Annotated in this window: 12 protein-coding genes; 5 read left to right on the top strand and 7 right to left on the bottom strand. The window is 68.0% G+C overall.

What is annotated here, in order from left to right; all coding sequences use genetic code 11:
- Positions 1-1,350 carry a tRNA uridine-5-carboxymethylaminomethyl(34) synthesis GTPase MnmE gene (mnmE, locus tag AC5P7I_RS16760; protein ID WP_049408439.1) on the top strand — a complete coding sequence of 450 codons (1,350 nt, stop codon included), beginning with the start codon at positions 1-3 and terminating at the stop codon, positions 1,348-1,350.
- A gap of 137 nt (positions 1,351-1,487) precedes the next feature.
- Positions 1,488-2,594, top strand: a complete 1,107-nt coding sequence (locus tag AC5P7I_RS16765) for a glycerophosphodiester phosphodiesterase family protein (protein WP_164077269.1) — start codon at positions 1,488-1,490, stop codon at positions 2,592-2,594.
- Between the two features lie 153 nt (positions 2,595-2,747).
- Here the strand turns inward: AC5P7I_RS16765 and AC5P7I_RS16770 are convergent, their stop codons facing one another.
- Positions 2,748-3,518: a rhomboid family intramembrane serine protease gene (locus AC5P7I_RS16770; protein WP_262087900.1), complete on the bottom strand. Its 771-nt coding sequence runs from the start codon at positions 3,516-3,518 to the stop codon at positions 2,748-2,750.
- A 106-nt stretch (positions 3,519-3,624) separates the two neighbouring features.
- The gene (locus tag AC5P7I_RS16775; protein WP_164077270.1) at positions 3,625-4,587 is read right to left on the bottom strand and encodes a TerC/Alx family metal homeostasis membrane protein; all 963 of its coding nucleotides are present in this window, start codon (positions 4,585-4,587) and stop codon (positions 3,625-3,627) included.
- Positions 4,588-4,973: 386 nt separating this feature from the next.
- Here AC5P7I_RS16775 and AC5P7I_RS16780 point away from each other — a divergent pair, with 386 nt between their 5' ends.
- Positions 4,974-6,143, top strand: coding sequence for a class I SAM-dependent rRNA methyltransferase (locus tag AC5P7I_RS16780; RefSeq protein ID WP_032958445.1), 1,170 nt, complete (start codon positions 4,974-4,976; stop codon positions 6,141-6,143).
- 135 nt (positions 6,144-6,278) lie between these two features.
- Positions 6,279-7,520, top strand: a complete 1,242-nt coding sequence (locus AC5P7I_RS16785) for a membrane dipeptidase (RefSeq protein WP_164077271.1) — start codon at positions 6,279-6,281, stop codon at positions 7,518-7,520.
- 93 nt (positions 7,521-7,613) lie between these two features.
- On the opposite strand, the gene AC5P7I_RS16790 is transcribed toward AC5P7I_RS16785, so the two are convergent.
- Both AC5P7I_RS16790 and AC5P7I_RS16795 read right to left on the bottom strand, forming a co-directional pair.
- Positions 7,614-9,041, bottom strand: coding sequence for an amino acid permease (locus AC5P7I_RS16790; RefSeq protein ID WP_046433392.1), 1,428 nt, complete (start codon positions 9,039-9,041; stop codon positions 7,614-7,616).
- Positions 9,042-9,216: 175 nt separating this feature from the next.
- Entirely contained in the window at positions 9,217-10,212 is a 996-nt protein-coding gene (locus tag AC5P7I_RS16795; RefSeq protein WP_126411549.1) for an aldo/keto reductase, read from the bottom strand.
- A 121-nt stretch (positions 10,213-10,333) separates the two neighbouring features.
- On the opposite strand from AC5P7I_RS16795, the gene AC5P7I_RS16800 reads away from it, so the two are divergent.
- Positions 10,334-11,236, top strand: a complete 903-nt coding sequence (locus AC5P7I_RS16800) for a LysR family transcriptional regulator (protein ID WP_032958441.1) — start codon at positions 10,334-10,336, stop codon at positions 11,234-11,236.
- 23 nt (positions 11,237-11,259) lie between these two features.
- On the opposite strand, the gene AC5P7I_RS16805 is transcribed toward AC5P7I_RS16800, so the two are convergent.
- From AC5P7I_RS16805 to AC5P7I_RS16815, 3 genes are read right to left on the bottom strand one after another with little or no spacing between them, the layout of a single operon-like run.
- Positions 11,260-11,697: a hypothetical protein gene (locus tag AC5P7I_RS16805; RefSeq protein WP_014648944.1), complete on the bottom strand. Its 438-nt coding sequence runs from the start codon at positions 11,695-11,697 to the stop codon at positions 11,260-11,262.
- Entirely contained in the window at positions 11,694-12,323 is a 630-nt protein-coding gene (gene leuE, locus AC5P7I_RS16810; RefSeq protein ID WP_005411716.1) for a leucine efflux protein LeuE, read from the bottom strand. The genes AC5P7I_RS16805 and leuE overlap by 4 nt, the downstream gene beginning before the upstream one ends.
- A gap of 15 nt (positions 12,324-12,338) precedes the next feature.
- Positions 12,339-13,310, bottom strand: a complete 972-nt coding sequence (locus AC5P7I_RS16815; protein ID WP_014648943.1) for a LysR family transcriptional regulator — start codon at positions 13,308-13,310, stop codon at positions 12,339-12,341.
- Positions 13,311-13,332: the final 22 nt, after the last annotated feature.

Consider the following 13,332-nt stretch of genomic DNA (forward strand, 5'->3'; position numbering starts at 1 on the left):
ATGAACGACGCGATCCGCACCGACACCATCGTGGCCATCGCCAGCGCCCCCGGCGCCGGCGGTGTCGGCCTGTTGCGCCTGTCCGGTCCGCGCGCTGCGGCGATTGCCAATGCACTGGGGGCGCCTGCACTGCGCCCGCGCCACGCGCACTACGCGCGCCTGCGTGATGCCGACGGCGAGGTCATCGACGATGGCATCGTGCTGTGGTTCCCGGCACCGAACAGTTTCACCGGCGAAGAGGTGGTGGAACTGCAGGGCCATGGCAGCCCGGTGCTGCTGCAGCAGCTGGTCGCGCGCTGCATCGCGCTCGGTGCGCGCCAGGCGCGGCCGGGTGAGTTCAGCGAACGGGCGTTCCTCAACGGCAAGCTGGACCTGGCCCAGGCCGAGGCCATCGCCGACCTGATCGCCGCGGGCGACAACCGTGCCGCACGCGCGGCGCGTCGTTCACTGGATGGCGTGTTCTCGCGCCGCATCGATGCGGTGGTCGAGCAGCTGGTGCTGCTGCGCATCCACGTGGAAGCGGCCATCGACTTCGCCGACGAACCGCTGGATACCCTCGGTGGCGCGCAGGTGCGGCGTGGGCTGGAACAGGCGCGCAGCGATCTGGCCATTCTGCGCCGCGATGCCGAACGCGGCCGTCGCCTGCGCGATGGCCTGCACGCGGTGCTGATCGGTCCGCCGAATGCGGGCAAGAGTTCACTGCTCAACGCGCTGGCCGGCAGCGAACGCGCCATCGTCACCGACATCGCCGGCACCACCCGCGACACCCTGCGCGAAACCATCCGCCTGGATGGCCTGGAGCTGACCCTGGTCGACACCGCCGGCCTGCGCGACGGCGGCGACGCCATCGAACGCGAAGGCATGCGCCGCGCCCACGTGGAAATCGAGCGCACCGACCTGGCGCTGATCGTGCTGGATGCGCGCGATCCGGCGGCCGGTGAAGCGGCGCTGGGCGAGGCCGTGGCGGCGGTACCGCACAAGCTCTACATCCACAACAAGTCGGATCTGCTGGCGGCGCTGCCGTCGCTGGATGATCCGGATCGGGTGTTCGTTTCGGCCGCCACCGGCGCCGGGCTCGACGATCTGCATGCGCGCCTGCGTTCGATTGCTTCGGCCGGTGCCGGTGAGCAGGTGGACGGCGAGTTCTCCGCGCGCACGCGCCACGTGGATGCGATTGAACGCGCGCAGGAACATGCGCAGCGCGCCGATGGCGAGCTGGCGCACGAGCACCTGGAGCTGGCCGCCGAGGAACTGCGGCTGGCCCACGATGCGCTGGGTGAGATCACCGGGCAGATGAGTGCCGATGATCTGCTGGGGAGGATCTTCTCCAGTTTCTGCATCGGCAAGTAACTGTAGAGCCGAGCCCATGCTCGGCTGTTCTGCCCGTCAGCCGAGCATGGGCTCGGCTCTACAGGGACTGGCTTCCCCCACCTGTCACATTGCCGCCGCATACTGACGCCCATCACATACCGCTTGGGGAAGTCGCAGTGAAGTCGTGGGGTTGTGCGTTGCTGTTGTCGCTGGCCGTGGCACCATCGGTGGCCATGAGTGCTGAATCCTCCACCCCGGCCGTGCCCAAGGTGTCGGTCTACGGCCATCGCGGGGCAAGCGCACTGCTGCCCGAGCACACCCTGGCCTCGTATGCGCAGGCCATCGCCGATGGCGCCGACTACATCGAACCGGACCTGGTGATGACCCGGGACGGGGTGATGGTGGCCCGCCACGAGAACGAGATCGGCGGCACCACCGACGTCGCCTCGCATCCGGAGTTCGCCAACCGCCGTACCCGCAAGGTGATCGATGGGCAGCAGGTCGAGGGCTGGTTCACCGAGGACTTCACCCTGGCCGAGCTGAAGACCCTGTACGCCCGTGAGCGCCTGCCGGAGCTGCGCAGCACCGCCTACGACGGCCAGTTCCGCATCGCCAGCCTGGACGAGATCCTGGCCTTCCTGGTGCAGCAGGCCGGGCGCGCCAACCGTGGCATCGGCCTCGTGCCGGAGATCAAGCACCCGACCTATTTCCAGTCCATCGGCCTGCCGATGGAAGACAAGCTGCTGGCCGCGCTGCGTGGCAACGCGTACACCAATGTCGGCCCAGTCACGATCCAGTCGTTCGAGACCGCCAACCTGCGCTACCTGCATGGCAAGATCGGCCGGGGCAGCAACATCCGCCTGCTGCAGCTGCTGTGGAAGGGCGATACCCAGCCGGCCGACATCGCCAAGGCCGGCGGCACGCTGACCTACGCACAGATGATGGCCCCGGCCGGGCTGAAGGACATCGCCGGCTACGCCGATGGCATCGGCCCCGAGCTGCGTTCGATCATTCCGCTGGATGCCAAGGGCGCGCTGGGCACGCCGACCTCGCTGGTACGAGATGCGCACGCGGCCGGCCTGATGGTGATTCCGTACACCTTCCGCCCGGAGAACCATTTCCAGCCCAGCAACCTGCGCAAGGGCGCCGACAACGCGCGCAACGTCGAAGGCTCGATCGCCGAGATGCGCGCCTACCTGGCGACCGGCATCGATGCCTTCTTCACCGATGATCCGGCGCTGGGCCGGCAGGCGGTGGATGGGATGGGCACAGCGGGGAACTGAGCGATCAACGCGCCGGGCATGGCCCGGCGCTACCCGGGGGCCGGTGTGCTCTGGTAGGTGCCAACCTTGGTTGGCACGCAACAACCGCGCCGACCAAGGTCGGCCACTACCGGTTCATGAGGTTGCCGGCCAGCGGCCGGCACGACCGTCCCCTCAACCGCGTGGCTCGTCCGGCCGGCGGAACGGGATCACCACGTAGTCCTGGCCCTCGCGCGGCTGCCACAGCACCGGCACGCGCTGCGGTGACGGCGGCTCCAGCTCGTCGTCGGCCAGCGGCTCGGCCTCGTCTTCTTCGTCTTCCCAGCTGTAGCGCTGGCGCGGCGGCAGCGGATCGGCGTTGCGGAACAGCAGCGCGGCGATGATGCCGGCGAAGGCGCCGCCCATGTGCGACTGCCAGGACACGCCATCGGCATGCGGCAGGATGGTCATCAGCATGCCGCCATAGAACAGCATGCCGATCAGGCCGGTGGCGATTGCCGCACGGTCGCGGCGCAGCAGGCCGAGGCTGGCCAGCAGGAACATCAGGCCATGGGTCACGCCACTGGCACCCAGGTGCACGCTGCCCGGATTGCCCAGCATCCACGCGCCGAGGCCTGAACCCAGCCACAGCAGGGGCAGGGCGCGCACGGTGGCTTTGGGATACACACTGCCGGCCAGGGTGCCGAGGATCAGGATGGCGATGCTGTTGGCGGCGATGTGCTCGACCGAGGCATGCAGCATCGGGCCGCCGATCAGGCCGAGCAGGCCCTTGGCTTCCAGCGGCGCAACCGCCCACGGTCGCCAGTCGAACGTGCCCTGCAGGGCGAACACGGCCACCAGCACCAGCACGGCCGCCAGGCTGACATTGAACGCCCGCAGGATGCGCGAGCGGTCATTGCGGGGGGCCCGCACGTCGCCGGCGGGCAGGGGCGTGTTGTTGTCCATACCTCAGCAATGGCGGTGGCTGGCGCGAAACCAAGGCCACTGTTGCGGGAGAGTGGGTGCGGCTGGCGGGACAATCCCGCCGGCCGCGTCTTCCCACCGCTCAGGCTCAGGCGTGGCCCGAGCCTTCCTTCGGCGGGTACTTCAGGCTCAGCACCACGGTGGCGGCGATGATCACCGCGACCACGCCCAGCGACACCGGGGTCGGGATCTTGAACAGGTCGATGATCATCATCTTGATGCCGATGAAGGCCAACACCAGCGCCAGGCCGTACGGCAGCAGGTGGAAGCGGTCGGCCATGCCGGCCAGCAGGAAGAACATCGCACGCAGGCCCAGCACCGCGAACACGTTGGAGGTGAGCACGATGAACGGGTCGGTGGTGATCGCGAAGATCGCCGGGATGCTGTCCACGGCGAAGATCACGTCGGTGACCGCGATCAGGATCAGCACCGCGAACAGCGGGGTGAACCAGCGCACGCCATCGCGCGTCACGCTCAGCGCATTGCCGGCGTAGTCCGGCAGCAGGCGCAGGTGCTTGCGCATCCAGCGCAGGGCGGGGTTGGCTTCCAGATCCGGTTCCTGGCCGGCGGCGAACCACATCTTCCAGCCGGTGAACAGCAGGAAGGCACCGAACACGTAGAGCAGCCAATGGAACTGGCTGATCAGCACGCTGCCGGCGAAGATCATGATCGTACGCAGCACGATCGCACCCAGGATGCCGATGATCAGCACCTTCTGGCGCTGCTCCTCCGGTACTGCGAAGTAGCTCATGATCATCAGGAACACAAAGATGTTGTCGACCGCCAGCGCCTTCTCGACCAGGTAGCCGGTCAGGAATTCGAGGCCGACCTTGTTGGCCACCACCTGGCCGGCGGTCTCATTCAGGTAGTACCAGAGGCCGGCGTTGAACAGCAGGGCCAGCGCGACCCAGCCGATCGACCACCACAGGGCTTCCTTGAAGGTGACCTTGTGCGGTCCACCATGGCGCATCAACACGAGGTCGACCAGCAGGGCGATGACCACCACCGCTGCGAAGCCGCCCCACAACCACACGTTACCGATCGTCTGCATTGGGAATGTCCGTTGGAAAGATGAATGCCAGGCCGGACGGCGAGGATCTGCAACGGAGGATCGGGAGGGGGATCCAGGGACAGAGCTTCGCCAGTACGGCGAAGGTCTCGCTCGCAGTTCCAGTCGGCTGGAACTGCCGTTGCACCGGAGCCTGCGGGCTCGAAATGACGGCGACAACGTCTGGGAGCTACTCCCCTTCTGGCGCCGATTCTGCCGTCTGGCTGGGCCGCCGTCAAATGGGGGACGAGGGGTCGGATCCCCGTAGGGGCTCTGACCCCATTCCCGAGCCCGTTCCGGCCTGGTGGGTGCCAACCTTGGTTGGCACGCCGGCGAGGGTCAGAGCCCCTGCGGGGATCTGACCCCGGCGCCCGGTTTACAATGGGTGGATGAATACCCCCCTTCCGATTGTCCGCCTCAAGAATGCGTGGCGCTCCAGCCACCCGTGGATCTTCCAGAAACTGGTCGAGAAGCCGACCGTCCGGCCCAAGCCCGGTTCCATCGTCGACGTGGTCGGCATTGATGGCGAGTTCATTGGCCGCGGGTTCTACAACGGGCATTCGCGCATTGCCGTGCGCATCCTTGAGACCGACCAGAACGTGCCGGTGGATGCCGGCTGGTTCTCGCGCAAGATTGCCCAGGCGGTGTCACTGCGCCGTGAGGTGCTCAAGCTCGACGCGGTCTCCGACGCCTGGCGCGTGGTGCACAGCGAAGGCGACGGCCTGTCCGGCCTGGTGGTGGATCGCTACGGCGACCTGGTGGTGGTCGAATTCTTCGCCGCCGGCATGTTCCGCCACCGCGAGTGGATCTACGACGCCCTGCGCGAGCAGTTCCCGGGTTGCCGCTTCCACAGCTTCGCCGATGAGCACGTGCAGAAACAGGAAAGCTTCGATTTCCACGGCAATACCACCACCGAAGCGTCGGTGATCACCGAGTACGGCATCAAGTTCCGCGCCGACCCGGCCGGTGCGCACAAGACCGGCTTCTTCGCCGACCAGCGCGAGAACCGCGAGTGGCTGAGCCAGCAGGTGGAAGGCAAGCGCGTGCTGGACCTGTGCTGCAACACCGGCGGTTTTGCGGTGTACGCGGCGGCGCGAGGCGCCTCGGAAGTGGTCGGCATCGACATCGATGAAGACGTCATCCAGATCGCCAAGGGCAATTCGCGCCTGAACAACGTGCGCCCGAAGTTCGTCCAGTCCGACATCTTCCCGTGGCTGCGTGATGCGGCCAATCGTGGCGAGCAGTACGACGTGGTGATCCTGGACCCGGCGAAGATGACCCGCGACCGCGACCAGGTCATCACTGCGCTGAAGAAGTACCTGGACATGAACAAGCTGGCGCTGGGCGTGGTCAAGCCGGGCGGCCTGTTCGCCACGTTCTCCTGCACCGGCCTGGTGGCCGAGGACCAGTTCCTCGACATGCTGCGCCGCGCGGCGTATTTCTCCGGCCGCACGATCCAGATCCTGAAGGTGGCCGGCGCCGGTCCGGACCACCCGTTCATGGCCCACGTGCAGGAATCGCGTTACCTGAAGGCCGTGTTCTGCCGCGTGGTGGACTGACCGCGTCACTGCCGATCTCTGTAGAGCCGAGCCCACGCTCGGCTGATCTGTCTGGCAGCCGAGCATGGGCTCGGCTCTACAAAAAGGCCGGGTGCGGCGCTATGGTCGGGCTCTTCCCAATGCCGGTGAGAGCCCATGCCATCGTTGCGCCACCTGTCCGTCGTGCTCGCCGTGGCGCTGTGCGCGCCGCTTTCGGCTCACGCCATCGAGTTCAGCGCCGAGGAACTGGCCCGTGCCAAGGCGCTGCAGCAGCGCCTGGTCACGCTCGACAGCCACCTGGATACACCGGCCAACTTCGGCCGCACCGGCTTCGACATCGAGCAGCGCCACGACCGCAACGCGCTTTCGCAGGTGGACTACCCGCGCATGGTCGAAGGTGCGCTCGATGGCGGTTTCTGGGCGATCTACACCGACCAGGGCGATCGCAGCGCAGCGGCCCACCTGGCCGAGCGTGACCACGGCCTGCAGCGACTGCTGGAAATCCGCGAGATGCTGGCGGCCAATCCCGCGCGCTTCGCGCTGGCACTGACCGCCGATGATGCGGCGCGGATCAAGGCCGCCGGCAAGCGCGTGGTCTACATCAGCATGGAAAATGCCAGCCCGCTGGTGGAAGACCCGAGCCTGCTCTCGTTCTACCACCGCGCCGGCCTGCGCCTGCTCAGCACCGTGCACTTCGCCAACAACGAGTTCGCCGATTCGGCCACCGATCCCAAGGGCGCGGAGTGGAAGGGCCTGAGCCTGGCCGGCAAGGAGCTGGTGCGGCAGGCGGTGAAGCTGGGCATCGTGATCGACCAGTCGCATGCCTCGGACGCGGTGTTCGACGACCTGCTGGCGATGATGCCGGTGCCCTTCGTGCTGTCGCACAGCTCGGCCAAGGCGGTCTACGACCACCCGCGCAATCTTGATGACGCGCGGCTGCGCAAGCTGGCCAAGGCCGGCGGCGTGATCCAGGTGAACGCCTATGGCGGCTACCTGATCGACACGGCGAAGACACCCGAGCGCAAGCAGGCCGAAGAAGCGCTGAGCAGGCAGCTGGGCGGCTGGGAAGGGATGGGCATCGAGCAGGGCGTGGCCCTGCTGAAAGCCGAACAGGCACTGGACCATGAACACCCCGTGCGGCATGCCAGCCTGGACGACTTCTTCGCCCACTTCGAGCACATCCTCAAGGTGGTCGGCCCCGAGCACGTGGGTATCGGCCTGGACTGGGATGGCGGCGGTGGCCTGAGCGACCTGCCCGATGTCAGCCAGCTGCCGAAGATCACCGCCTGGCTGCTGCGCAAGGGCTATACCGAGCAGCAGATTGCCGGCATCTGGGGCGGCAACCTGCTGCGGGTGATGCGCCAGGCGCAGGATTACGCCGCAAAGCAGGGCGGTTGAAACGCCCTGCGATGGTGCCGGCCAGCGGCCGGCATCGCCCCTATCAACAGGATTCGGGTTGCCGGCCAGCGGCCGGCACTACCGGTGATCGGTCTATTTCGCGATCAGCGCATGGCGTCGGCTGTACAGCAGGTACAGCACCAGGCCGGCCACGTTCCACAACAGGAAGTACAGCTGGGTGGTGTGCGGCAGGCTGATGAACAGGTAGATGCAACCCAGCGCGGCCAGCGGGCCAACCACGAAGGCCAGCGGCGTGCGGAACGTGCGCGCGCGGTCCGGCTCGCGCAGGCGCAGCACCACCAGGCAGACGCCCACTGCAGTGAACGCGGCCAGGGTACCGGCATTGGCCAGCGCGGCGATCTCGTCCAGGCGGGCCACGCCGGCCAGCGCCGACACCACCACCGCAGTGAACAGTGTGGTCGCCACCGGCGTGCCGGTACGCGCGTTGACCTTGGACAGGCCACGCGGCAGCAGGCCGTCGCGGCTCATCACGAAGAAGATGCGGCTCTGGCCGTACAGGAAGGCCAGCAGCACGGTCGGCAGCGCGATGATCGCAATCACGCCGATCACCATCGCCGCTGTCGGATGGCCCAGCTGGCGCATGATCAGCGCCAGCGGCTCGGCGCTGTGCCCGAACACGGCGTAGCTCATCGCACCCACTGCGGCCAGCGCCACCAGCACGTAGACGATGGTGCAGCCGATCATCGAACCGATGATGCCGATCGACAGGTCACGGCCCGGGTTCTTGGTCTCCTCCGCAGCAGTGGAGATCGCATCGAAGCCGTAGAAGGCGAAGAAGATGATCGCCGCTGCCGCCATCACGCCGTGCTCGACGCCATCGGGGCCCATCGACTTGGCAAAGCCATACGGCATGAACGGCTGCAGGTTGGCGCTGTCGAACGCAGGCAGGGCCACGGCCACGAAGATCGCCAGCGCGATCAGCTTGAACACCACCAGGATGGCATTGAGCGTGGCGCTTTCCTTGGTCCCGGCCATCAGCATGCCGGCCACCAGCCAGGTGATGATGATCGCCGGCAGGTTGATCATGCCGCCTTCCACGTGCGGGCCGGCTGCCAGCCAGGCCGGCAGGTGCACGTTCCAGCCGAACTGGGTGTGGACCCATTCGAGGAAGCCGACGAAGTAGCCGGACCAGCCCACCGCCACCGTACTCACCACCAGCGAGTACTCCAGGATCAGACTCCAGCCCACCACCCAGGCAAACACCTCGCCCAGCGCACTGTAGCTGTAAGTGTAGGCACTGCCGGCGGCCGGCATCATCGTCGACAGCTCGGCGTAGGACAGCGCCGCGCAGGCGCAGACCGCACCGGCGATGGCGAAGGAGATCAGCACGGCCGGGCCGGCCAGGTTGGCACCGACGCCGATCAGCGTGTAGATGCCGGTACCGACGATGGCGCCAATACCCAGCGCGATCAGGTGCGGCCAGCTGAGCGTCGGGATCAGACGCCTGCCGGCTTCGTGGACGGTGACGGAATCTAGGGACTTGCGCCGGAACAGGGACATGCAGGCCTCGGAAGGGGTGACTAAGAACGACAAGTTCCCGAGTGTGACCGAACGCAGCGCAGCATTACCACTGACGGGGGTCATGCATGGCGGGGCACGCGCTGCGCCCCGGCCAGGCTGCCGGAATCGGCATAATCCGGCGGCAGCCACCGGTGTACGTTCGTCCCGGCCCCCGCTAGGACTCGATGTTGGCCATGCCGCTGTCCGAATAGCGTTCGCCGGCCGCGGCATGCAGCGGGAAGGCCGCATCCAATGCGTCCAGCGTGGCCGCATCCAGTTCCACCTGCAGTGCAGCGAGGTTCTCGTCCAGCCGTGCCCGCCGCGTCGTGCCCGGGATCGGCACGATGTGCCCGCCGCGCGACAGCACCCAGGCCAGCGCCAGCTGCGAGGCGGCGATGCCGCGCTCGGCGGCCAGCGCCTGCACGGTGTCCACCAATGCCAGGTTGCGCTGGAAGTTTTCGCCTTCGAAGCGGGGCGAGGTGCGCCGGTAATCGTCGGCGTCGAAGTCGTCCGGGCTGCGGATGGCGCCGGTCAGGAAGCCACGGCCCAGCGGCGAATACGGCACGAAGCCGATGCCGAGCTCCGCCGTGGTGGCCAGCACTCCGTTCTGCTCCGGCTCGCGCGACCACAGCGAGTACTCGCTCTGCACCGCCGTGATCGGGTGCACCGCATGGGCGCGGCGGAGGGTGGCCGCCGAGGCCTCGGACAGGCCCAGCCAGCGCACCTTGCCCTGTTCCACCAGGCGTGCCATGGCACCCACGGTGTCCTCGATCGGCACGGTCGGGTCGACGCGGTGCTGGTAGTACAGGTCGATGTGGTCCACGCCCAGGCGGCGCAGGCTGGCCTCGCAGGCGGCCTGCACATAGTCCGGGTGGCCGTTGATCTGCCGCGCCTTCGGGTCAGCCGGGTCCAGGCCGATGCCGAACTTGCTGGCCAGGAACACCTGGTTGCGGCGGCCGGCAATCGCGCGACCGACCAGCACCTCGTTGGTGTGCGGGCCATACACATCGGCGGTGTCGAGCAGGGTCACGCCACGGTCCAGCGCGTGCCGGATGACGGCAATGCCGTCATCGTCACTGCCGCGGCCGCCGTAGTACGCGCTCATGCCCATGCACCCCAGGCCGAGGGCGGACACGGTGGGGCCGGCGGGGCCGAGAGTACGGGTCTTCATGTGGATCTCCTTGGGGAAGGCGCCACGTCTGGATGGGCAGTGGCGAGGGGCACAGCATCCTCCACGCCATCATGTGGATAAACTGCGTGTCACCGGACTTACCTTGAAGGCTGCCTTCACAATGGATGCCTCCGTCCCGCTCACTGCTGTGGTCGCTTTCGTCCACGTGGCCGAGCACGCCAGCTTTACCCGCGCCGCCGATGCCCTGGGTGTGTCGACCTCGGCGCTGTCGCAGAGCGTGCGCGCGCTGGAAGCGCGGATGGGCGTGCGGCTGCTGCAGCGGACCACGCGGCGGGTCAACCTGACCGAGCACGGCGCGCGTTTCCTGCAGCGCGTGCGCGGCGGCCTGGACCAGATCGACCAGGCATTTGCCGAACTGGACAGCGCGCGCTCGGTGCCTGCCGGGCGGCTGCGCGTGACCCTGCCGCGCATCGTCGCCGATCGCATGGTGCTGCCGCGGCTGCCCGACTTCCTTGCGCGTTACCCGCAGGTGCAGGTGGAACTGTGCGTCGACCCCGCGCTGACCGATCTGGTGGCCGAGGGCTTCGACGCCGGCATCCGCCTGGGCGAATCACTCGCACAGGGCATGATCGCGGTGCCGGTCGGGCCACCCGAGCGGCAGGTGGTGGTAGCCACGCCGGCCTATTTCGAACGCCATGGCGTGCCGCAGACCCCGCATGACCTGCAGGGCCACGCCTGCATCGTGCACCGGCTGGCCAACGGCCGGCTGATGCCCTGGGAGTTCAGCCGCGACGGCCACGACCTGGACGTGCAAGTGAGCGGGCGGCTGGTGTTCAACGATGCCGGCGTCGCCCATGGTGCCGTGCTGGCGGGTCTGGGAATGGCCCAAGGCTTCGCCTCGTTGATGGCCGACGACATCAACGCTGGGCGACTGCAGAGCGTGCTGCAGGACTGGCAGCCGCCATTCCCCGGCTTCCACCTGTACTACCCCGCGCGTGAGCAGATGGCGCCCAAGCTGCGGGTGTTCATCGACCACCTGCGCGCGGAGATGCACGACCGGTAGATGCCAACCTTGGTTGGCATGCTTCAATCGACCACGCGCGCCGCTACGCCTCCCGGCCAATGGCAGCCATCCTCCTGCCACGCCTGGCTGTCATCGTGGAAGGTGGTGCGACGGCCATCACGGGCGCGTTCGTAGCTCAGATCCAGTACCAGCGCGCCCTGCGTGCTCAGCAGGTAGCGGCCGTTGAGGCGCCCGTCGATGCGCTCTTCCCACACGCTGTCGAACTGGTACGGGCGATCCTCGGCCAGCACCGTGGTCTCCATCGAGATCCGGTGCAGGGGCAGGCGCTCGCGCTGGCCGGCGTAACGCACGTCGGCCCGGCCGTCTTCCAGCCAGCGCCATTCCAGGTGGATGTTGTCGTTGCGACCGCCCGTCAGGCAGCGATGGTCCTGCACGGTGCCGGCAGAGGCGGCACCGGCCAGCAGCAGGGTCATGCCGAGCAGTGGCAGCCGCCCGTTCATCCGTTCAGCCCCAGGCGGATGCCGAACCCCACCAGGAACAGGCCGGCCACGCGACGCAGCGCATCGCTGATCCGCGGGTGCTGGATCAACCGGCGGCGGGCCAGGTTGCCCACGCCGATCAGCATCGAGCAGTAGGCGATACTGACCACCAGGATGATGCCGGCCAGCGCGGCGAAGGTGGCGATGCCCTGGTGTGCCTTCGGATCGATGAACAACGGCAGGAAGGCCATGTAGAACAGGATCGCCTTCGGGTTGAGCAGGCTGACCAGGATCGCCTGCTGGAAGTAGCGGCCGGGTTGCATGCGGATCGGGCCGGCGTCGCCGCCCTCGTGCTTGGGCGTGCGCAGCAGGCTGATGCCGACCCACACCAGGTAGGCCGCGCCGAGGTACTGCACGGCGTGGAATACCAGAGGATTGGCCTTCAGCAGTGCGGCCACGCCGGCCAGCGCCAGCCACATCAGGATCTGGTCGCCGACCAGCAGGCCGGCCAGTGCGGTGTAGCCGCCGCGCACGCCGCCACGGCCGGTGGCAGTCAGCAGCGTGAAGGTACCGGGACCGGGCAGGGCGAGAAACACCAGCACGGCGACCAGAAACGTCCACAGGTCCTGGATGCCCATCCACGGCATGGCGGTGCTCTTCTGTTACGGGGGGCCGCCATTGTCGGCCAGCGCTGCGGCGGGCGACAGGGGGCCGGTGGGGCCAACCGGCATCCCGGACAGCAGCGGTTGCAGGTGCTGGCGCAGCTGCGCGTGCAGCTGCCGCACGGCGGGTGAGAACTGCTTGCGATGCGGGCACACCAGCTGCAGCGGGATGCTGCTGCCAACGCCGTCCAGCAGCACCTGCAGGCGCCCGGCCAGCACATCCTCGCGCAGGTCCAGCCAGGACTTGTAGGTGATGCCTTCGCCGGCCACGGCCCAGCGCCGCACCACGTCGGCGTCGTCGCAGACCAGCGGGCCGCGTACCGGAACCACGCTGCGGCGCCCGTCCACCTCGAACGACCAGCGATCGTAGGCGCGGCCATTGAGTTGATAGACCAGGCAGTCGTGCTCGCGCAGATCCTCCAGGCGCGTGGGCGGGCCACGCCGCTGCAGGTAGCCGGGCGAGGCGGCCAGCACGCGCCGGTTGCCTTCCAGCAGGGGCAGGGCTACGTAGTTGGCGTCATCGAAGTGGCCGATGCGGATGGCCACGTCGACCGGTTCGCGGAACACGTCGGCGACCTCGTCGGACAGGCGCAGGTGCAGGCGCAGTCGCGGGTGCGCGGCGCGGAACGCGCTCAGCCAGGGCAGCAGCAGGTTGCGGCCGAAGTCCGACGGCGCCGACAGCTGCAGGATGCCGTGCAGCTCGGTGTCCTCGCCCTGCACGCGGGCCTGGCCTTCGCGCAGGGTGGCCAGCACCTCCTGCGCATACGGCAGGTAGAGCGCGCCCTCGCCGGTCAGGCGCAGGCTGCGGGTCGTGCGCACGAACAGGCGCAGGTCCAGCTCGCGCTCCAGCCGTGCCACCGCCGCAGCGACCTGCCCGGGCAGCAGGTCGGCCTCGCGGGCGGCCTGCGAGAAGCTGCCCAGCGCGGCAGTGCGGACGAACAGCTGCAGATCGTCGAAGCGGATCATCTTCATCGCCAGAGTGAAAGTGCTGCCC

This window comes from Stenotrophomonas sp. YJH_SMC_138 (assembly GCF_059369855.1).

Bases quoted from the DNA above. Each gene is read 5' to 3' on its own strand.
- AC5P7I_RS16775 (WP_164077270.1), bottom strand. From the start codon at position 4,587: ATGCAGACGATCGGTAACGTGTGGTTGTGGGGCGGCTTCGCAGCGGTG.
- AC5P7I_RS16815 (WP_014648943.1), bottom strand. From the start codon at position 13,310: ATGAAGATGATCCGCTTCGACGATCTGCAGCTGTTCGTCCGCACTGCC.
- AC5P7I_RS16780 (WP_032958445.1), top strand. From the start codon at position 4,974: ATGAATACCCCCCTTCCGATTGTCCGCCTCAAGAATGCGTGGCGCTCC.
- leuE (WP_005411716.1), bottom strand. From the start codon at position 12,323: ATGCCGTGGATGGGCATCCAGGACCTGTGGACGTTTCTGGTCGCCGTG.
- AC5P7I_RS16805 (WP_014648944.1), bottom strand. From the start codon at position 11,697: ATGAACGGGCGGCTGCCACTGCTCGGCATGACCCTGCTGCTGGCCGGT.
- AC5P7I_RS16770 (WP_262087900.1), bottom strand. From the start codon at position 3,518: ATGGACAACAACACGCCCCTGCCCGCCGGCGACGTGCGGGCCCCCCGC.
- mnmE (WP_049408439.1), top strand. From the start codon at position 1: ATGAACGACGCGATCCGCACCGACACCATCGTGGCCATCGCCAGCGCC.
- AC5P7I_RS16795 (WP_126411549.1), bottom strand. From the start codon at position 10,212: ATGAAGACCCGTACTCTCGGCCCCGCCGGCCCCACCGTGTCCGCCCTC.
- AC5P7I_RS16785 (WP_164077271.1), top strand. From the start codon at position 6,279: ATGCCATCGTTGCGCCACCTGTCCGTCGTGCTCGCCGTGGCGCTGTGC.
- AC5P7I_RS16790 (WP_046433392.1), bottom strand. From the start codon at position 9,041: ATGTCCCTGTTCCGGCGCAAGTCCCTAGATTCCGTCACCGTCCACGAA.
- AC5P7I_RS16800 (WP_032958441.1), top strand. From the start codon at position 10,334: ATGGATGCCTCCGTCCCGCTCACTGCTGTGGTCGCTTTCGTCCACGTG.